Source organism: Prescottella soli (assembly GCF_040024445.1).
Classification (GTDB): Bacteria; Actinomycetota; Actinomycetes; order Mycobacteriales; family Mycobacteriaceae; genus Prescottella; species Prescottella soli.
On record NZ_CP157276.1, the window covers coordinates 3,435,051 to 3,454,889 of the forward strand.

The 19,839-nt window shown below is 68.8% G+C and carries 14 protein-coding genes and 1 pseudogene; 10 read left to right on the plus strand and 5 right to left on the minus strand.

Annotated elements, in window-relative coordinates:
- The first annotated feature begins 5 nt into the window (after positions 1–5).
- Positions 6–1,652, plus strand: coding sequence for a class I adenylate-forming enzyme family protein (locus ABI214_RS16090; protein WP_348603524.1), 1,647 nt, complete (start codon positions 6–8; stop codon positions 1,650–1,652).
- A 26-nt stretch (positions 1,653–1,678) separates the two neighbouring features.
- On the opposite strand, the gene ABI214_RS16095 is transcribed toward ABI214_RS16090, so the two are convergent.
- Positions 1,679–3,244: an MFS transporter gene (locus tag ABI214_RS16095; RefSeq protein WP_348603525.1), complete on the minus strand. Its 1,566-nt coding sequence runs from the start codon at positions 3,242–3,244 to the stop codon at positions 1,679–1,681.
- Between the two features lie 73 nt (positions 3,245–3,317).
- Here ABI214_RS16095 and ABI214_RS16100 point away from each other — a divergent pair, with 73 nt between their 5' ends.
- Complete coding sequence (locus ABI214_RS16100; RefSeq protein WP_348603526.1) at positions 3,318–4,037, plus strand: TetR/AcrR family transcriptional regulator; 720 nt, start codon at positions 3,318–3,320, stop codon at positions 4,035–4,037.
- A 146-nt stretch (positions 4,038–4,183) separates the two neighbouring features.
- Here ABI214_RS16100 and ABI214_RS16105 read toward each other — a convergent pair.
- Positions 4,184–4,492, minus strand: a pseudogene (locus ABI214_RS16105) (adenylate/guanylate cyclase domain-containing protein); the annotation flags it as partial.
- A 259-nt stretch (positions 4,493–4,751) separates the two neighbouring features.
- Here ABI214_RS16105 and ABI214_RS16110 point away from each other — a divergent pair.
- Together ABI214_RS16110 and ABI214_RS16115 are read left to right on the plus strand one after the other, a co-directional pair.
- On the plus strand, positions 4,752–5,534 hold the full coding sequence (locus ABI214_RS16110; protein ID WP_348603527.1) for a DUF6319 family protein: 783 nt from the start codon (positions 4,752–4,754) through the stop codon (positions 5,532–5,534).
- Between the two features lie 184 nt (positions 5,535–5,718).
- A complete protein-coding gene (locus tag ABI214_RS16115; RefSeq protein ID WP_348611678.1) occupies positions 5,719–6,375 on the plus strand; it encodes a S1 family peptidase in 657 nt (218 codons plus the stop codon).
- A 31-nt stretch (positions 6,376–6,406) separates the two neighbouring features.
- Here ABI214_RS16115 and ilvD read toward each other — a convergent pair whose 3' ends face one another.
- The gene (ilvD, locus tag ABI214_RS16120; protein WP_348603528.1) at positions 6,407–8,113 is read right to left on the minus strand and encodes a dihydroxy-acid dehydratase; all 1,707 of its coding nucleotides are present in this window, start codon (positions 8,111–8,113) and stop codon (positions 6,407–6,409) included.
- Positions 8,114–8,231: 118 nt separating this feature from the next.
- Entirely contained in the window at positions 8,232–9,860 is a 1,629-nt protein-coding gene (locus ABI214_RS16125) for a flavin-containing monooxygenase (protein WP_348603529.1), read from the minus strand.
- A gap of 97 nt (positions 9,861–9,957) precedes the next feature.
- Here ABI214_RS16125 and ABI214_RS16130 point away from each other — a divergent pair, with 97 nt between their 5' ends.
- The 3 genes from ABI214_RS16130 to ABI214_RS16140 all read left to right on the plus strand — a co-directional run bounded on the left by ABI214_RS16130 (position 9,958) and on the right by ABI214_RS16140 (position 13,419).
- The gene (locus ABI214_RS16130; protein WP_348603530.1) at positions 9,958–10,584 is read left to right on the plus strand and encodes a TetR/AcrR family transcriptional regulator; all 627 of its coding nucleotides are present in this window, start codon (positions 9,958–9,960) and stop codon (positions 10,582–10,584) included.
- 122 nt (positions 10,585–10,706) lie between these two features.
- Positions 10,707–11,687, plus strand: coding sequence for an alpha/beta hydrolase (locus tag ABI214_RS16135; RefSeq protein ID WP_348603531.1), 981 nt, complete (start codon positions 10,707–10,709; stop codon positions 11,685–11,687).
- Positions 11,680–13,419: an N-acyl-D-amino-acid deacylase family protein gene (locus ABI214_RS16140; protein WP_348603532.1), complete on the plus strand. Its 1,740-nt coding sequence runs from the start codon at positions 11,680–11,682 to the stop codon at positions 13,417–13,419. The genes ABI214_RS16135 and ABI214_RS16140 overlap by 8 nt, the downstream gene beginning before the upstream one ends.
- Positions 13,420–13,502: 83 nt before the next feature.
- Here ABI214_RS16140 and ABI214_RS16145 read toward each other — a convergent pair whose 3' ends face one another.
- Positions 13,503–15,107 carry an ABC transporter substrate-binding protein gene (locus ABI214_RS16145; protein WP_348603533.1) on the minus strand — a complete coding sequence of 535 codons (1,605 nt, stop codon included), beginning with the start codon at positions 15,105–15,107 and terminating at the stop codon, positions 13,503–13,505.
- A gap of 532 nt (positions 15,108–15,639) precedes the next feature.
- On the opposite strand from ABI214_RS16145, the gene ABI214_RS16150 reads away from it, so the two are divergent.
- From ABI214_RS16150 to ABI214_RS16160, 3 genes are all read left to right on the plus strand, one after another.
- On the plus strand, positions 15,640–16,350 hold the full coding sequence (locus tag ABI214_RS16150; protein ID WP_348603534.1) for a GntR family transcriptional regulator: 711 nt from the start codon (positions 15,640–15,642) through the stop codon (positions 16,348–16,350).
- 143 nt (positions 16,351–16,493) lie between these two features.
- Complete coding sequence (locus ABI214_RS16155) at positions 16,494–18,197, plus strand: amidohydrolase (protein WP_348603535.1); 1,704 nt, start codon at positions 16,494–16,496, stop codon at positions 18,195–18,197.
- Positions 18,194–19,804, plus strand: coding sequence for an ABC transporter substrate-binding protein (locus ABI214_RS16160; protein ID WP_348603536.1), 1,611 nt, complete (start codon positions 18,194–18,196; stop codon positions 19,802–19,804). Before ABI214_RS16155 ends, ABI214_RS16160 begins: the two co-directional genes overlap by 4 nt.
- Positions 19,805–19,839: the final 35 nt, after the last annotated feature.

A 19,839-nucleotide genomic window follows, 5' to 3' on the forward strand; every position in this document is an offset into this window, starting at 1 on the left:
TAGAGATGTCCGATCCTTCCCGTGTACCCGACCCGCGTGCGGAAGCCGTGGCGCGACTGACCGCCCCCGGCGCCGAGTTCGAGATCGTCGAGGAACCGGTGCGCGGGACACCGATGCAGGTGTTCCGCAACAGGTACCGGTCGCTGCACCGGATACTGACCGAATCCGCCCGGTTCGGCGACACCGACTACCTGGTGTGCGGCGACCTGAGGCTGAGCTTCACCGAGCACCTCGACCGGGTCGCATCACTGAGCCACGCGATGCGCACCCGATACGGCATCGGCAAGGGCGACCGGGTCGCGATCCTGTCGGCCAACAACGCCGAATGGGTCATGACGTTCTGGGCGGCCACGGCGCTCGGCGCCGTCACGGTCGGCATGAACTCGCTGTGGTCGGCCCGCGAGATCGAGTATGGCGTGGAGCTTTCCGAGCCGAGCCTGATCGTGGCCGACGCTCCGCGCCGGGAACTGCTCGGCGCAGTGGACGTCCCGGTCCTGACCGTCGAGGACGACATCCCGGCGCTGTCGACGGCCCATCCGGGCGCCGAGTTGCCGGACCCCGACGTGGACGAGGAGGATCCCGCGGTCATTCTCTTCACCAGTGGGACCACCGGCCGGCCCAAAGGCGCCACGCACTCGCAGCGGAACATGATCGCCGCGGTGGACTTCCACCGGTTCAACGACGCGTTGGCGACCGAACTCGGCCGGGCGCCGAGCGGTCGCCGATTCCTGTTGGCGACACCGCTGTTCCACATTGCGGCCCTGCACAATCTCGCTGTACCGCGCCTCGCGTTCGGTGACACCGCGGTCATCACCACCGGTCGATTCGACATCGACCGGGTGCTGCGGCTGATCGAGCGCGAACGCGTGACGAACTGGGGCGCGGTCCCCACCATGGTGAGTCGGATCGTCGAACACGGCGACCTCTCCGGCTACGACCTGTCGTCGCTGCAGACGATCTCGGTCAGCTCGGCGCCGTCGTCGGCCGCCCTCAAGGAGCAGCTACGCAAGACGCTGCCGGTGGCCGGTCGCTCCCTCGGCACCACCTACGGACTGACCGAATCATCCTCGGCGGCAACCATTGCCACTGCTGCGGACCTGGCCGAGCGTCCGGATACGGTCGGAACTGCGGTGCCGACCATGTGTGTCGAGGTTCGAGACGAGCACGGCAACGCGGTACCGGACGGTGTCGAGGGTGAGATCTGTATCCGAGGTCCGCTTGTCATGCTGGGGTACTGGAACAACGAGGAGGCGACCGCGGCCTCGATCGACGAGTACGGGTGGATGGGTACGGGCGACCTCGGCACGCTCGAGGACGGTTATCTCCGGATCAGTAGTCGCCGTTCGGATCTGATTCTGCGCGGCGGTGAGAACGTCTATCCCGTCGAGGTCGAGAACGTCCTGGCCGAGCACCACGCGGTGCGCGAGTGCATCGTGCTCGGCGTCGAGCACGCCGACCTCGGCGAGGAGGTATGCGCGGTGGTGGTGGTCGCGGATCGCGATGCGGTCACCGCGGAGGATCTGCGGGCGTTCATGGCCGAACGTATTGCTCGATACAAGGTGCCGAGCAGGTGGGTCCTCGCAACCGAGGAATTGCCGCGCAACGCGACCGGCAAGGTGAAGCGGGCGGACGTCGTCGCCGCCCTTCCGTAGCAGGCCACGAAAGCCGCTGTGGCCCGTCAGTCGACGTCGGCGAACTCCTCGGCGCCGGATTCTTCGGTGAGCGAGGAGATTCCGCGACCGCCGGGCGCCCAGACGCCCAGGACGACGGCGGTGACCAGCATGACGCCGGCGAGCACCGTCGACGCCTCCTGCATGCCGTGGAGGAAGGACTCCTTGGCGAACTCGGCGAGCTGCTGCCCCTGCGGCCCGGCCAGTTTCGACACCTCGAGAGCCGCAGCGAGGGAGTCGCCGACGGGCTGCTTGGCCGGTTCGGGCACGGCGTCGACCGCAGGCTGGATGTGCCGTCCGTAGCCGGCGGCCAGCACGCTGCCGGCCAGGGCGACCCCGATCGCGGCGCCGATCTCCCGGGTCGCGTCGTTGACCGCCGACGCGACTCCCTGCTTGGCGGTCGGGGTGTTCTGCACGATCGCGGTGGTCGCCGGGGCGGTGCACAGGCCGAGCCCGACGGCCGCGATCACCAGCGGCACCGCGACGTCGCGGTAGGAACTGTCGGTGTCGAGCTGGCCGAGGAGCGCGAGCGAGACACCGAGCACGGCGAGGCCGACGAAGGTGAGCACCCGCAGCCCGAACAACGGAATCAGCCACGGCGCCGCCATCGACAGCGCCAGGACCACCACGGCGATCGGCGCGAGCGCCAGCGCGGACTGCAGCGGCGAATAGCCCAGCACGAGTTGCAGGTGCTGGACGATGAGGAAGAACAGCCCGAACGTCGCGAGGAACTGGAGCGTCAGCGACGTCGCGCCGACACCGAACGAGCGGTTGCCGAAGAGTCGGACGTCCAGGAGCGGATGCTCAGTGCGGGTCTCGACGACCGCGAACACGGCGCCGGCCGCCAGGCCGCCGACGATTGCGGCCAGCACCCACGGGTCGAGCCAACCGCGTTGCGGGGCCTCGATGATGCCGAGCACGAACAGGCCGATCGATCCGGCGCTCAGCACCGCGCCGCGGGCGTCGAAGGGGTAGGAGTGCTCGTCGCGTGAGGACGGGATGGTGAAGGCGAGCACGAAGAGCACGGCCGACACGGCTGCCAGGCCGATGAAGATCGCGTGCCACGACCACTTCTCGAGCAGCAGTCCGGAGCCGACGAGCCCGGCGATGCCGCCCGAGCCGGCCACACCCGACCAGATGCCGACGGCCTTGGCTCTCTGCGCGACAGGGAAACTCGCCGTGAGGATCGACAGCGTCGCGGGCATGACGAACGCCGCGCCGACCCCCGCGACGGCGCGCGCGGCGATGATCCACGTCGGTATGTCGAGGACGATGGGCGACGCCGCGGCGAGTCCGAACACCAGCAGACCGAACACGAGCACCCCGCGTCGGCCGTAGCGGTCCCCGAGCGCGCCGGACGGCAGCAGCAGGCACGCGAGTGCCAGCGTGTAGCCGTCGACGATCCAGGTCAGTTGCGACTGGGTGGCGCCGGTGTCGCGGGCGATGTCGGCGAGCGCGGTGTTGAGCGCGGCCATCGCGGCCACGACCAGCGCGACCGCCGCGCACGATACGGTGAGTGTCCAGATCTGGCCCCAGGTCATCCGGTCGATGTTTCCGGTGCGCTTTCCAGCCATGCGGGCCTCCCCGTAGGAAACAAGACTGCCAGTATCGTAGGTGAACTGACGGTTCCACAAGAGGTGGTGACGGATGGGTACCGAAGGCGGGCACGAGACCACTGCCGAGCAGGATCCCCGCAAGGCGCGGTCACGGGCGCGGCTGCTCGACGCGGCGACGACCCTGCTCGCGAAGGGCGGCACCGAGGCGGTCACCATCGACGCCGTCACCAAGCTCGCGAAGGTGGCACGCGCGACGCTGTACCGACACTTCGACAGCGGGACCGAGTTGGTGGCCGCGGCGTTCGGGAAGCTGGTGGCACCGGCCCCCGAGGTGCCGGTCTCGGGCGACCTGCGCGAGCAGTTGATCGAGCTGCTCACCGTCCAGGCGCGGATGATCGAGGACGCGCCGATGCACGTCACCGCGTTGTGCTGGTTGGGGATGGGGCCCGCGCTCGACAACTACTCGAGCGCGTCGGATCTCGACGCCGGCGACCGGGGCGACCACGACCGGCCCGAGCTCAGGTCGCTGCGTGAACACGTCGTCGTGCAGTACCGGGCGGCCTTCGACCGGGTCCTCGGCACGGACGAGGCGCGAGCCCTGCTGGGCGACTTCGACTACGACCTCGCGCTCGCGCAACTGGTCGGGCCGCTCGTCTTCACTCGGCTGGCGACCCTGGCACCGCTCGGTCCGGACGCGTGCGTGCGCATCGTCGACGACTTCCTCGCGGCCCGGGCTGCGGAGCGGGTCCGGGGCGCGGGCAACCCGGTCGAAGGCCGGACAGTGGTGGAGACCGACGGTACCGTGGCCTGAGCCGGGGATCGAGCATCGTCACGAGGGAGGGGCACACGATGATCACGAATGCGCTCAACTGGATTCTCAATGTGGTCGGTTCCGGTTCGGCCGGAAGCAGCGGCTACCAGATTCCCCAGGGCAGCCTGCCGAACGGCAGCTGACTCTCACGCGTCCGCACCGGGTCCGGGCCGCAGCGCGTACGCGCGCAGTCGGTTGTAGCCGCGGACCCGGAGCGGGCGCAGCGACCTGAGTTCCATGCCCGCGGCCTGTGCGGGGTCCTCCCGGAGGGCGGCCGCGAGGTCCGCGTCGAACCAGTACCGTGCCGGGCCGCGCCGCGGTCGTCAGGCGGGCGGCGCAATTCGTGCGGCGTCCGCGGCGCGCTCGGCCGCGAACATCACTTCGTCGCCGACGTTCTTGATCACCCATCCTCCGCCCCGCGCGATCACGGCAATCGTGCGTGATTCGAAGTCCTCGCGACCGCGGCATCCACGGCGAGTGCCCCGCCGTCGGGTCTGCTCGACCTCGGACTGGATGAGGCCCAGCACGGCCGGGTCGAGGTGCTCGGACAGTTCCATGGCAGGACCCTCATTCCGTGTCGACCGCCCGACGATGAACCGGCGGGTCTGTTCTCGGGGATGTTTCTACCGTCTCGTGGCCCGCACCGGCTGTCGGAGGACTGTGGAAAAGTAGCCGGTGCACGAATTTCCATAGGCATTCAGGAGGAACCTCATCATGCCGCCCCGCAGCCGCTCCGGTGTGTCGACGCCGGAACACCTCACCGCGGAGAACCTCGAAACGCTGGCTGCGGCCGTGGCCGAGGGCAAGCGCGCCACCGTCTATCTCCGCGAGGCCACCCCCAGCCTCGGGATCGAGGCCGGTTGCTCGGCGAAAGTCGTTTCGGTGGAGGGGAACACGGTCGTCATCAGCCCCAAGGGGGTCAACGACGAACTGCCGTTCGAGGCGGAGGAGCTGCGCATGACGCGCAAGGCGCCCGAGCCGGCCAAGCCTGCCCGGTCTGCCGCGTCGACGCCGGCCCCGCGCAAGACCGCACCGCGGGCCGTCGCGTCCACGCCGGCCCCTGCCCCGACGTCGGCGCCCCAGGCGTCCGCCGCCCCGAAGCCGCCTGCCATCCCGAAGCCGTCGGTCGCTCCCGTACCGACTGTGGTGGCGGCGCCGACGCCGGCCCCCGCCCCGGTTCGGACTCCCGCCCCCGCGTCGGCCCCGCGCCGGACGAAGAAGCCGCAGGGTGGTGTGAGCGTGACGATCCACGCCGGTCCGGAGAACGAGTGGACGGTCACCGTCGCACACGGCGCCAAGCGTCCGAACAAGGCGGTTCCCGTTACCCCGGACGCGGTCGATCGCGCGATGCGTGAACTCGGCGAGCCCAGTGCGCTCGAGGCGGTCCAATCGGTCATTTCCGCTGCTCGGGAGGCTGCGGAACAGCGAATTGCCGCATTGTCGCAGGAACTCGAGGACGCGCGGCGGGCACTCGAAGCGCTCGGCGCGACGTCCTAGTCGGCGATTAGGTGACGATCGGATCAAGGCAGCCCGGGGGCTGACTCCCGGGTGGGAAAGTGGCCGATAGAGTGTCCCGCCGCCTCGGGGTCAGAGCCTCGGGGAGTGCAGGCAGTTTGGTTGCGCAGGCATGCGGGCGGTGATCGACCGAATGGCACATTCACAGCGCCAACCGGAGGACAACATGCTCAAGCGCCTTTCCTTGATCTTCGCGGCACTGGCGGTCATCGCCGCCACTCTCGGGATCGGGACCGCCACCGCCGCGCCGCCGAAGGCGGTCCTGGGTGGCGGGTCCGGGATCGTGATCGACAACATGTACGAGTGCACGCTCACCACCATCGGGCACGACAACGCCGGGCGGCTCGTCGGCATCACCGCCGGGCACTGCGGGGAGGCCGGCTCGACGGTGGTCCCCGAGGCCGTTCCCGACGCGGGCGTCGTCGGCCGGTTCGTGGTGTCCAACCACAACTACGACTACGCGGTCATCGAGTTCGATCCCGCAAAGGTCACGCCGGTGAACACGATCGGGGAGGTCACCATCACCGGCATCGGCAAGCCCGCCCAGTTCCCCGCGGTCGCCTGTAAGCAGGGCCGCACCACCGGGCACACGTGCGGCGTCGTCTACGGCGACCTGCTGCAGTCGCAGGAGACGTGGACCCAGATGTGCGTCATCGAGGGCGACTCGGGATCACCGGTCGTCGTCGGTACGACACTGGTCGCCATGGTGAACGCCTATCTCGGGGTGGCGTGCGTCGGTCCCGAGCTCGGCACCAACATGGTCTCGATCATCAACGACATCAATGCGACCGGCGGGGTGGGGGCCGGCTACCGACCTATCTGATCCGGCCTCCGACGGCGGCGTCGCCGAAAGCTCACCCGCACACGGCGCCGTCGGAGGCGGACCCGACGAGCTTGGTGTACTTGGCCAGGACACCGCGCGTGTAGCGCGGAGGCAGGGGCTCCCATCCGCTGCGGCGGGTGGCGAGCTCCTTCTCGTCGACCAGCAGGTCGAGAACGCCGTTCGCGACGTCGAGCCGGATCCGGTCGCCGTCGCGAACCAACGCGATCGGCCCGGCGTCGACGGCCTCGGGCGCGACGTGCCCGACGCACAGGCCCGTGGTGCCGCCGGAGAACCGGCCGTCGGTCAGCAGCAGCACGTCCTTGCCGAGTCCGGCACCCTTGATCGCGGCGGTGATCGCCAGCATCTCCCGCATCCCCGGCCCGCCCTTGGGGCCCTCGTAGCGGATCACGACGACGTCGCCGGCGGTGATGGTGCCGTCCTCGAGGGCGTCCATGGCGGCGCGCTCCCGATCGAAAACCCGTGCAGTGCCCTCGAACACGGACGAATCGAACCCGGCGGACTTGACCACCGCGCCGCCCGGCGCGAGTGACCCCTTCAGGATCGTGATGCCCCCGGTCGGATGGATCGGGGACGTGAGGGCACGCAGCACCTTCCCGTCCGGGTCGGGCGGGGCGATCTCGGCGAGGTTCTCGGCGAGCGTGCGACCGGTGACCGTGAGGCAGTCGCCGTGCAGCAGTCCGGCGTCGAGCAGCGACTTCATGATCACCGGCACGCCACCGATGCGGTCGACGTCGATCATGACGTGCCGGCCGAACGGTTTGACGTCCGCCAGGTGCGGGACGCGCGCGCCGACGCGGGCGAAGTCGTCGAGGGTGAGCGACACCTCCGCCTCGTGCGCGATGGCGAGCAGGTGCAGCACGGCGTTGGTGGAGCCGCCGAACGCCATGACGACGGCGATCGCGTTCTCGAACGCCTCCTTGGTGAGGATGTCGGCGGTGGTGATCCCGCGGCGCAGCAGCTCCACCACGGCCTGCCCGCTGCGCCGGGCGTAGCCGTCGCGCCGCCGGTCGGTGGCCGGGGGAGCGGCACTGCCGGGCAGCGACATCCCCAGCGCCTCCGCCGCGCACGCCATCGTGTTGGCGGTGTACATACCGCCGCACGCGCCCTCGCCGGGGCAGATCGCGCGCTCGATCGCGTCGACGTCCTCGCGGCTCATCAGGCCCCGTGAGCACGCGCCGACCGCCTCGAAGGCGTCGATGATCGTGACTTCCTTCTCGGTGCCGTCGGACAGTTTCGCGATACCGGGCAGGATCGACCCGGCGTAGAGGAACACGCTCGCGAGGTTCAGGCGCGCGGCCGCCATGAGCATCCCGGGCAACGACTTGTCGCACCCGGCGAGCAGGACCGAGCCGTCGAGCCGTTCGGCCTGCATCACCGTCTCGACGCTGTCGGCGATCACCTCCCGCGACACGAGCGAGAAGTGCATGCCCTCGTGCCCCATCGAGATGCCGTCCGAGACGGAGATGGTGCCGAACTCGAGCGGGTAGCCGCCGGCCGCGAACACCCCGTCCTTGCACGCGTCCGCCAACCGGTCGAGGGACAGGTTGCACGGGGTGATCTCGTTCCACGACGACCCGATGCCGATCTGCGGCTTGTCCCAGTCGTCGTCGCCCATGCCGACGGCCCGCAGCATCCCGCGGGCGGCGGTCTTCTCGAGCCCGTCCGTGACGTCTCGACTGCGCGGCTTGATGTCCGGTGTGTTCTGCGAGGTGGTCACGGCGCTGCTCCCAACGATCGATCGTCACGGATGGCGTGCTCTGGTCCATGTAACCACCGCGCCGGACGCGACGGGACGTCTCCGGCGAAGGAGACGCCCCGTCGACACCGGACGGACGTCAGGCGAGGTCGGTGGTCGTGGTGAAGCCGCGGTAGCCGTCCGCCGCGATCTGCGCGCACAGGGTGCGGTAGGTGGCCACGCCGCCGAGGTACGGCATGAAGCTGCGCAGCTTGCCCGGCACGTTGGCGCCGAGGTACCAGGAGTCGGCCCGCATGTAGAGGCTGGGCTCCGCGATGGTGGTGACGTGCTCGACCCACTGGTCCTGCGCCGCCGCCGTCGCCTCCGCGAACCGGGCACCGGTGCTGCGCATGTGGTCGAGGTAGCCGACCACCCATTCGACGTGCTGTTCGATCGAGACCACCACGTTCGAGAGCACCGACGGGCTGCCGGGCCCCGCCAGGACGAACAGGTTCGGGAACCCGGCGACCGCGACACCGAGGTAGGTGCGCGGGCCCGCCTCCCAGGTCTCGCGCAGCGTGACGCCGCCGCGGCCGCGGATGTCGATCGCGCCCAGCGCGCCGGTCATCGCGTCGAATCCGGTGGCGTAGACGATCATGTCGAGTTCGTGCAGGCCGGTGTCGGTGCGGATACCGTCGGGGACGATCCGCTCGATCGGGGTCGCGCGCAGATCGACGAGGTCGACGTTGTCGCGGTTGTATGTCTCGTAGTAGTCGGTGCCGATGCACACGCGCTTGGTTCCCAGCGGATAGCCCTGGGGGCACAGCGCTTCGGCGGTGGCGGGGTCGGTGACCGTCTCGCGGATCTTGGAGCGCACGAATTCGGCGGCGGTCTCGTTGGCCGCGGCGTCCGTCATGATGTCACCGAACGTGGTCTGGAAGGCGAGACCGCCTGCAGCCCATCTGGTCTCGTACTCCTTGACCCGGACCTCCGGTGCGGTCTCGAGTGCGAGACCGACCGGCGCCGGGAGGATCCAGCCGCCGTACGACTCCCGCTGCAGCTGTCGGCGTGCGGGGTAGTTCGCCTTGATCTCGGCGAGTTCCCCGGGGCGCAGGGGCCGGTTGCGGGCCGGGATGACGAATCCCGCGGTGCGCTGGAACACCGTCAGCGCCGCGGCCTGGTCCGCGATCACCGGGATCGCCTGCACACCAGACGAACCGGTACCGATGACGCCCACCCGCTTGCCGGTGAAGTCGACGCTGTCCGCCGGCCAGTGCGCGGTGTGGTGGACCTCGCCCGCGAACGTGTCACGACCGTCGATGTCGGGGAGTCGTGCGGCCGAGAGCGGTCCGGTGGCCATGACGGTCCAGCGCGCGGTCACGGTGCCGCCGTCGCCGCCGTCGGTGCCGAGCGTCCACAGCCCGGACGTCTCGTCGAAGTGCGCCGACGTCACCCGGGTACCGAACGTGATGTCCTCGCGCAGCCCGAACCGATCGGCGACGTGCTCGAGGTAGCGCAGGATCTCCGGCTGCGCGGGGAAGCGTTCGGTCCACTCCCAGCCCTGCTGCAGTGCGTCGTCGAACGAGTACGAGTAGTCGGCGCTGTCGACGTCGCAGCGCGCACCCGGGTAGCGATTCCAGTACCACGTGCCACCCACGCCGTCGCCGGCCTCGAACAGCCGCACGGACACTCCCCGTTGCCGAAGACTGTGCAGCGCGTACAGACCGGCGAATCCGGCGCCCACGACGACGACATCGTGGGTGGGCTCGGGAGGTGCGGTGTTCGGCATGGGGAGTGACCTCGTTTCGTGGACGGAGAGAGGGGTGCCAGTAGCATCAGTGCAGGTATCCCGCCGATCGGGCGGGTGCGACGGGAGGCAGACGAGCGTGGGCGCAGGCGATCCGGACCGGTCGGACAGGCCGACGGTGCTCGACCCCGCGTCGTTGCCGAAGGGCCAGCGGGAGCGGCGGCAGCGCATCGTCGACGCGGCCGGTGAACTCCTCGTGGCGGACGACTTCGAGCGCATCCAGATCCGGGACGTCGCCGATCGTTCGGGCGTCGCCCTCGGCACCGTGTACCGGTACTTCTCGTCCAAGGAGCACCTCTACGCGGCGGTCCTCCGGGACTGGTCGGCGGGCGATCCGATCAAGCATCAGGGGGCACCCGACCCGGATCTGCCACCGGCCGAGCGAATCCGGATCCGCCTGCACCACTCGGTCCACCGGTTCGAGGAGTACCCGACCTACCTGCGCCTGCAGAACGTGCTGCGCCAGTCCACCGACCCGGTCGTGTGCGCGCTGTTCGCCGAGTTCTCCGCACAGGCGCTCGAGTCCTATCGGGCGCAGCTGTTCGACCTCCCGGACCAGGACGCGTCGGACATCGTCGCCGTCGTGACCGCCGTCCTCACGCACGAACTGCTGTTGTTCGGGCTGGGCCGGCAGGACATCGTGGAGGTCCATCGCCTCCTCGATCGCACGGTGGACATGGTCTTCGCGCTGGATCCGAGGGACTGAGAAGGCCGGCCGCCGAGCGCGAGACATCAAGACCCGCAAGCTGAATTCGGGGATCCGTGTTCCGCAGACCGGACGGGGTGTGACCGTTGTCATATGCGCAGACTAGAGTTAGATTCTAGTTCATGACAAGCGGTGTGGAGGAAACGCGGGCAGGACTGGATCCCGCCCTGCGCGCGGTGGCCGACGCGGTAGCCGGGTCGGGGTTGCCGCCAATGGTCGAACTGGACCCGCACGGTGCGCGGCAGCGGATCCGAGCGGCGCGGCAGTCGTGCGCGGCCGGACCCGAGGTCGACACGGTCACGACGCACTCCGTAGGTGAGCATGCGACGGTGCGGATATACCGACCGCTCGCGCGCGAGGCGGTCGGCACCGTCGTCCACTTCCACGGGGGCGGTTGGGTCACGGGGGATCTCGACTACGCCGACGCGACCTGCCGGACCATCGCCGACCGGTCCGGGGCCGCGGTCGTCAGCGTGGACTACCGACTCGCGCCGGAGGCCCGGTTCCCCGCCGCGGTCGACGACGCGATGGACGTGTTGCACTGGGTGGCAGCCGGATCCGAGGGGCTGGACCCGCGCATCGTGGTGACGGGCGACAGTGCCGGCGGCAACCTGGCGGCGGTCTGTACCCACCTGGCGCGAGACGACGACCGCATCGAGCTGGTCGGTCAGGTGCTCGTCTACCCGGTGGTCGACGCGGACCTGGGCCGCGACTCCTACGCCGCCAACTCGGGAATCTTCCTCGGCGCCAGGGAGATGCAGTGGTTCCTCGATCACTACTGCCCCGACGTGGCCCAGCGGACGTCGCCGCGGCTCGCCCCGCTCCAGGCGGCCGACCTGTCGGCGTTGCCGCCCGCCGTCGTGGTGATCGGCGGCCACGATCCCCTCCTCGACGAGGGCCTCGAGTACGCCGAGCGCCTGGCCGCGAGCGGCGTGCCCGTCGAACTACTGCGGTACCCCACACTGCCGCACGGATTCCTGCAGTTCACCGCGGTCTCGCCGGCGTCGGCGGACGCGATCGCCGAGATCGCGTCCGCCACCGCGAGGCTTCTCGAAGAGACTGCTGCACAGATGGACTCGACAACCGGAGGTGCTCATGCATGACCTGGTGATCCGGGGTGGTCTCGTGGTCGACGGAACGGGGGCGGCCCCGCGCGCAGCCGACGTCGCCGTCGACGACGGTCGCATCACCGCGGTCGGTGAGGTGCCCGAGGCGGGGCGCCGCGAGATCGACGCCGCGGGCAGGCTCGTCACCCCGGGATTCGTCGACATCCACACGCACTACGACGGGCAGGTGACGTGGGATCCGCTGCTGACGCCGTCGTCGCTGCACGGTGTGACCACCGTGGTCATGGGCAACTGCGGGGTGGGGTTCGCCCCCGTCGAGCGCGACCAGCGGGACTGGCTGATCAGCCTGATGGAGGGCGTCGAGGACATCCCCGGAACCGTTCTGGCCGAGGGCATGACGTGGAACTGGGAGACGTTTCCCGAGTATCTCGATGCGATCGACACTCCGCACGCGATCGACTTCGCGGCGCAGTTGCCGCACGGTGCGCTGCGTACCTACGTGATGGGCCGTCGCGGCGGCGACCACCTGGCGCGCCCGACCGAGGACGAGATGGAGCGCATGTGCGACCTCGTGGCCGAGGCGGTCGAGGCCGGCGCGCTCGGCTGGTCCACGTCGCGCTCCGCCGTCCACAGGGCGTCGGACGGTTCACCCACACCGAGCCTGACCGCGTCGCGCGCGGAGCTGACCGGCATGGCACGCGGTCTCGCGAAGGCCGGGGCCGGGGCCGGGGTCATCGACTTCATCTCCGACTTCATGGACGAGCCGGAGGAGATGGAGCTCGTCAGCGCGATCGTGGAGGCCGCGCGGCGGCCGTTGTCGGTGTCGGTGGTGCAGAGCGACCGGGCGCCCGATAAGTGGCGCAGCCTGCTCGACGGTTTGGCGGAAGTATCGGCGAGGCAGCGTATTCCGATCACCGGTCAGGTGGCGCCCCGCGCGGTCGGCGTCATGCTCGGTTGGGAGCTGAGCTGGCATCCGTTCATGGCGTACCCGAGTTTCCAGGCTCTGGCGGCATTGGCTCCGGCGGAACGTGTGGAGCGGCTGCGCCGACCGGAGGTGCGGGCGGCGGTCCTCGCGGAGACGCCCGAGACCGATAGCGAGTTCGTCGAACGGTTGTCGACGCGGTTCGACCAGGTGTATCTGCTCGGCGATCCCCCGAACTACGAACCGGGACCGGACGACTCCGTCGCCGCCCTGGCGGCACGTTCCGGGGTGAGTCCCACCGAGGTCGCGTACGACGCGATGATGCAGCAGGACGGCCGCGGGCTACTGTATTTCCCGATGCTCAACTACGCGGCAGGAAATCTCGACGCCGTGCGGGAGATGCTCGCGAGGACCGACACCGTGCCTGCGCTCGGCGACGGCGGTGCGCACTGTGGAGCCATCTGCGACGCCAGTTTCCCCACGACACTGCTGACTCACTGGGGCCGGGATCGCCAGGGCGACGGTCGATTCCCCGTGGAGTGGTTGGTCAAGCGGCACACCGCCGACACCGCCGCCGTGGTGGGACTGCTCGATCGTGGCCAGGTGCGTGTCGGCTACCGGGCCGACCTCAACGTGATCGACTTCGATCGGCTGCAGGCCGATCGTCCGCAGGTGCTGTACGACCTGCCGACCGGCGGCCGGCGCCTGATGCAGTCCGCGACCGGATACGTCGCTACCGTCGTGGCCGGCGAGGTGGTGTTCGAGAACGGCGAGCACACCGGCGGGCTGCCCGGCCGTCTGATCCGTGGGGCGCAGCCCGCGCCTGCCTGGGACGCCCGAGCGTGACGTGATCGGACGGGGAAGGCCCCACCACTCGGGAGTGGTGGGGCCTTCCGGTGCGCCCGGTGCCCGGATGGTTCCGGAGCGGGTCAGTTCTTCTTGAATGCCTTGTCGAACAGGATGATTCCGTCGACGGTCGGGTTGGCGCGGTACACGTTGTCCGACCACGCCACATAGTTGACGCCGGCGCCCCAGGAGAGGAACGGCTGGTCGGTGTTCACCAGCTTCTGGATGTCGACGATCGCCGCGCGCTTGGCGGCGTCGTCCGGAGCCGAGAGCGCCTTCCCGAGCAGCTCGTCCATCTGCGGGTTCTTGTAGCCGAGGATGTTGTTCGTCGAGGTGCTCGACAGCGCGCTGAACAGCCGGATCTCGGGCGCGACGTCCGAGATGCTGTATGCGCTGTAGCTCATGTCGTAGTTGCGGTCGATGTAGAGCCGCTTGACCATGTCCGTGATGCTGCTGGTGGTCTCGAGCGACACGTCGAATCCGATGGCATTCATCTGGGCCTGGACGGCGAGTGCCATCTGCTGCGCATCGGGGTCGTTGACACCGACGTAGGTGATCTTGCCGTTGAAGCCGTCGGCCTTGGCCTGGTCGAGCAGTTCCTTGGCCTTCGCCGCGTCCGGGGTGATGCCGGTGGTGTCGCCGAACCACTCGGACCAGGGCTGGAACATGTCGGTTCCGGGCATACCCTCGCCGGCGCGCACGCGCTGGTTGAGGACCTCGGGGTCGACGGCGTAGGCGATCGCCTGGCGCACACGCGGATCGGCCGCCGGGCGCCCGGGCGCCTCGTTGAGCTGACCGACCATCGACATGCTCACGGTTTCGATGTAGCCGGGGAACTCGGCCTTGGCGGCGTTCACGGTCGCCGCGTTGCGGAGGTAGACCATGTCGACGCCGTTGGTCTTCAGGGCGTCGATCTTGGGCTGCTCACCGGCGATGGCGACGAACTTCAGGCCCTCGAGATTCGGTGCGCCGCCCCAGTAGTCAGGGCGCGCCTCGAGCTGGAGTTCCTGCTGCGGCTGCAGGCTGACGACCGTGAACGGTCCGGCCCCGATCGGGGTGAACTTGTCGCCCTGCTGGGAGGACGGTGCGACGATCATCCCGTGCCCGTAGGCGAGCATCGCGGGGAAGGTGCGCCACGGCTGCTTGAGGGTGAAGACAACCGTCGACGGATCCTGCGCCGCGGTGCTCGCCACCATCTGCGTGTACACCTGCGAGTTGCCGCCGCGCCGCTGGTTGTACCTGTTGATGCTCGCCACCACGGCGTCCGCGTCGAGCGGGGACCCGTCGCTGAATGTCACGCCGTCCCGGAGCTTGAGGGTCCAGGTGAGGTGATCGGCGCTCTCCTCGAACGACTTCGCCAGCTGCGGCTGGAAGCTCTGCGACCCGGTGTCGTAGCGCATCAGGACGTCGTACACCGCCGCCATCTCGGTGCCGCCGGTCGCACCGGCGGGCTGCGTCACCGTCGGATCCAGGCTCGTCACCGGTGCGTACGACGCGAAGCTCACCGTGCCGCCGGATACCGGTGTGCCGCCGTCGCCCTGGTCGCCCAGGACGCCGTACGCCGTCGTCGTCGGGCCGGACGAGCTGTTCTCGCTGTCGCCTTCGGCGCTGGCGCAGCCGGCGAGAGCGACGGCGCCGACGGCGACCATCGCCAGCATCCGGCCGACCCTTGTCGAATACCTGCTCATGAAGCAACCTCCACGGTTCGGGGTTGACGCCCGCGCTGTCGGTACGGGCTGAAATGCGCGTCCGCCTGATCGAGTTGACTTCTCGGGTCCAGACAGGGCAGAGCGCCCGGTCGCCGAGTGCTGACGGCCCCGGCGTTCATCGCCGATCGGTCCGTTGCAGAATCGGACTCTAACCGGACGAACTGCTGTCCACAAGGACTCCGGCGATTCGGTGATTCCGAACTGGTGCAGAGGTATTCGGCCGACACCCGCGCGGCACCGGTAGCCACCGAGCCGCGGCCCCTCGGGCTGTCGAACAATTGACCGGCCCCAATCCGTACGAAACGCTTGTGGAATTGAGAAATGCGTCCTAGATTGTCGGGACGCGGGTTTGTATAGACAAAGTTCCTTGTCCCGTTTTCGCAGGTCGCCGGCCTTTCCGGGCGGGCGTGTGCGAAGACGACGACCGGCACCGAGGCGGGAGGGCTCTCTCGATGTACCAGGAAGTGCGTGCTTTACCCGTCTCCGGCAACGTGCGGAGAGCCCCTGAACCGTGACGGACCCGCAGCACGTGATCCTCGCGCAAGAACTGATCGCGCGGATCAAGGCGGGAGAGTTCCGGGTCGGGGACAGGCTGCCCACCGAACTCGAACTGTGCGAGAGTCGTTCGCTGGCTCGGGGGACGGTGCGGCAGGCACTGAAGCATCTCGAGGACGCGGGATTGATCAATCGACGGCGTGGTGCCGGCACCACGGTCGCCGCGCCGCTGCCGACCGGCGGGTATCGGGCGTTCGTCACCAGCCGAGCCGAGATGCTGGCCTTCGTGCAGCGCACGAGGATTCGTGACCCCGAGACCAATATCGTTGCGGCGGACGAGCATCTGTCGGAACGAATCGGCGTGCCCGTCGGCAGTGAGTGGTACTGCGTGTCGGGTGCCCGCGAGCTCCGTGGATCGTCGGCGGCGCCGGTCTGCTGGAGTGAGCTGTATCTGAAAGCGGATCTTCCCCATCGGCGAATGTTGCTGAGGGGGCGGTTCGACATCGTCAACCTCGTGCGCCAGCGTATCGAACAGGAAGTCGCGGCGGAGACCGTCACACCCGCCGTTGCAGATGCACTCGGTGTCGAAAAGGCGAGCGCAGCACTGGTTGTCGTTCATCGGCACTTCAACTCGAGCGACGCCCTGGAGGCGGTGGGGGTGCACACGCACCCCGCCGATCGGTACCGAGTCGCCACGTCCGTCGGGTCGTCGATCGCTCCGATCTGACGTCCCGACGGTTGGTCCCGGACAGGCGATCGGCCTGGTCGGAAAACTACTCGGCAGTACTTTCGCGCCGAGCACTGACATGAATTCTATTGTGAGCTAGCCTCTTCGAAACACCGTGTGACGCACATCTCAGGAGGAGTCGAGTGGTCGATCGTCCGGCAGCCGGTCCGCTCGCGGACGGGCAGCATCCCGACCGGATCTACCTGGGCGGCAGCGTGCGGACCATGGTGGGAGCCGGACGTGCAACCGCCTTCGCGGTCCGCGCCGGACGGTTCGTCGCGGTCGGATCCGATGCGGAGGTCCGGGTTCTCGCGGGTCCGCGGACCGTATCGGTCGATCTGGGCGGTCGTGCGGTGCTCCCGGGATTCATCGAAACGCATGTTCATCCGCACATGTCGGGTGCGGGCAGTCTCGATGTCGACGCCGGAGTGGAGGCCTGCCCGGACATCGAATCACTCATCGGTGCGCTGGCGGCCCGGGCGTCGACGTCCGCGCCCGGGGAGGCAATCCGCGCGACGGGATTCGACGACAGCCTCGTCGTCGACGATCGCGGACTGACCTCGGCCGACCTCGATCGCGCCGCCACGAATCGTCCGATCGTCGTGCGGCACCTGTCCGGGCACGGCGTGTACGTCAACTCTTTCGTACTGCGGGACAAGGGAATCGACGGTGACACACCGGACCCCGAAGGTGGCGTGATCGTTCGCGACGCGACGGGGCGTCCCACGGGGGAGTTCTGCGAGATCCCGGCCATGCGGTTGGTGCTCGATCCGAGTGAAACGATGCCGCCGGCCGGCGAGCTCGACGATTCGCTCCGTCGTGCGCTGGCGCGAATGGCATCCGTCGGCGTCACGAGCTTCCACGACATGTTCGCCACCCCCGTCATGGCGGACTCGTACCGACGGTTGCACGCCTCGGGAGAACTGATGCTTCGCGGTCGTCTGTACGCGGGCTTCGGCATGCTCGACGGATTCGCCCTGGGGGACAGCGCCACCGTGGAGGGCGACGACGTCCTGAGTGTCGGTGGTGTGAAACTGATCTCGGACGGGTCGATCCAGCTGCACACGGGTGCGCTGTCCGAGCCCTATCACGACCTGGGTGGTTGTCGCTGCGGTGACATGGCGATTCCGCCCGGGGATCTCGACGAGATGGTGGCTCGATGTCACGCCGCGGGCCGGCAGGTGGCGATCCACACGAACGGGGACCGTGCCATCGACGTCGCGCTCGATGCGATCGAGAAGGCGAGGGCGGCGTCGGGGGATGCTGCTCTGACACCGCCCGGACTGCAGCACCGCCTGGAACACGTCCAGACCTTGCGCGAGGACCAGATCCTGCGGATGCGTGAACTCGGCGTCGCGGCTTCGGTGTTCGTCAACCACGTCTACTACTGGGGCGACCGGCACCGGGACCGCTTCCTGGGACCGCGACGCGGCAGCAGGATCAGCCCGCTCGCATCGATCGCGGCGGCGGATCTGCAGTTCGCGCTGCACTGCGACAGTCCCGTCACCCCCGTCGATCCGTTGTTCACCATCCACACCGCGGTCAACCGCGTCACGCGGGGCGGGCGGGTGCTGGGTCCCGAGCAGCGGATCGACGCCCAGACGGCGGTAGCCGGATACACGACGTCGGCGGCTCGCCTCGGCGCCGAGAGCGCCGTGAAGGGCGCGATCGCGCCAGGCCTGTTGGCGGACTTCGTCGTTCTCACGAGCGACCCCCTTGCCTGCGATCCAGCGACGATCAAGGACATCGAGGTGCTCGCGACCGTCGTCGGGGACCGCGTCGTGTACGCGGCCGACCGGGATCTCGGATCGGCAATCGACGGATCTCACGAAGGAGAGTGCGGATGAAGCGATCGTCACTTGCCCGGATCGGAACGCTGTTCACGGCATTGACCGCCGCGACGGTGCTGCTGGCCGGGTGCGCGGGAGGTTCGGGTTCGGCAACCGATGCGTCGGACGTCACGACCGGCCTGGTCGGCGACCAGGCCGACGGTGGTGATCCGACGTCCGGCGGGACGCTGTCCTACGCGACGTACAACGGTGTCAGCAGCCTGGATCCGGCGGACCGTCAGGACGGCGGCGCCACCGGCGGCAGCGAGATGGCCGCGATCTACGACCTGTTGATGCGTTACGACCCGGAGTCGAAGCAGTACCAGCCGCAGTTGGCGCAGGCGCTGACGGCGAACGGCGACAACACCGTGTGGACGCTGAAGCTGCGCGAGGGAGCGAAGTTCAGCGACGGCACCGCGGTCGACGCGGCGGCGGTGCAGTGGAGCATCAACCACTACCTGGAGAAGAAGGGCACCCACACGCAGGTGTGGAAGGCGTCGGTCGCCGACGTGTCCTCGCCCGATCCGTCGACGGTGGTCTTCACGCTGAAGCAGCCGTGGAACGAGTTCCCGATCCTGTTCACCACCGGTCCGGGCATGATCGTGTCGCCGTCGTCGATGGCGAGTGGCAAGTTCGTCGCGGTCGGTGCGGGCCCGTTCACGGTGGAGAAGTTCGCGTCGCAGGACGAGTTGCTGCTCGCCGCGAACCCCGGCTACTGGAACGGGAAGCCGCACCTGGACAAGCTGCGCTTCCCGGCGATCGTGAGCGAGCAGGCCAAGCTGGACGCGCTGCACACCGGCGGCGTGCAGGCGGCGTACCTGCGCAATGCCGAGGTGGTCCACAACGCCCTCGAGGCCGGCGACGTCGGCTACGTCTACACCGCCAACATGGGCGGTGTCGGCAACATCAACGAGCGTGAGGGCCGACCCGCGTCCGACGAACGCGTGCGAAAGGCGATCGTTGCGGCGTTCAACCCGGAGACGTTCAACCAGCGGGTCGAGGCCGGCTTCGGCATGCCGAGCAGCGACATGTTCCAGTCCTGGTCGAAGTGGCACGGTGACGTCGCCGGTACGGGCTACGACCCGGAGGCCGCGAAGAAGTACCTCGCCGAGGCCAAGGCTGACGGCTACGACGGCAAGCTCACGTACGTCGGACTCAACGATCCCGCGACGCAGCAGAGCGCGCTCGCGTTCCAGTCGATGTTGCAGGCCGTAGGGTTCACCGTCGACATCGTCTACACGACGAGCATCAACGACCTGGTGAAGACGATGTACGTGCAGCACGACTACGACATCGGGTACGCGGGGTTCAACATTCTCGACGAGTCGCCGTTCGTGCGCATGTACGGCAACTTCTACAGCGAGTCGACGTCGAACGTCCTCGGCTACAAGAACCCCGAGATGGACGCGCTGCTCGGCAAGCTGCAGACCGCACCGAGCGACGCCGATCGCCGCAAGGTCCTCGAGGACATCCAGACCGTCGTGAACGAGACCGCCCCGGTGATCGTTGTCAGCGCCGGTAAGTACTTCATCCCGTGGAGCACGAATACGCACGGGATCACCCCCAGTGCGGACGGGATCATGCTGTTCGGAAATGCCTGGCTCGCTTCCGATTCCGCGTCCTAGAGGCGACTCCATGGCAACACTCGGATTCGGGACGC

Coding starts and splice junctions, on each gene's coding strand:
- ABI214_RS16115 (WP_348611678.1), top strand. CDS start 5,719: ATGCTCAAGCGCCTTTCCTTGATCTTCGCGGCACTGGCGGTCATCGCC.
- ABI214_RS16145 (WP_348603533.1), bottom strand. CDS start 15,107: ATGAGCAGGTATTCGACAAGGGTCGGCCGGATGCTGGCGATGGTCGCC.
- ABI214_RS16100 (WP_348603526.1), top strand. CDS start 3,318: ATGGGTACCGAAGGCGGGCACGAGACCACTGCCGAGCAGGATCCCCGC.
- ABI214_RS16090 (WP_348603524.1), top strand. CDS start 6: ATGTCCGATCCTTCCCGTGTACCCGACCCGCGTGCGGAAGCCGTGGCG.
- ABI214_RS16160 (WP_348603536.1), top strand. CDS start 18,194: ATGAAGCGATCGTCACTTGCCCGGATCGGAACGCTGTTCACGGCATTG.
- ABI214_RS16110 (WP_348603527.1), top strand. CDS start 4,752: ATGCCGCCCCGCAGCCGCTCCGGTGTGTCGACGCCGGAACACCTCACC.
- ABI214_RS16125 (WP_348603529.1), bottom strand. CDS start 9,860: ATGCCGAACACCGCACCTCCCGAGCCCACCCACGATGTCGTCGTCGTG.
- ABI214_RS16135 (WP_348603531.1), top strand. CDS start 10,707: ATGACAAGCGGTGTGGAGGAAACGCGGGCAGGACTGGATCCCGCCCTG.
- ABI214_RS16095 (WP_348603525.1), bottom strand. CDS start 3,244: ATGGCTGGAAAGCGCACCGGAAACATCGACCGGATGACCTGGGGCCAG.
- ABI214_RS16140 (WP_348603532.1), top strand. CDS start 11,680: ATGCATGACCTGGTGATCCGGGGTGGTCTCGTGGTCGACGGAACGGGG.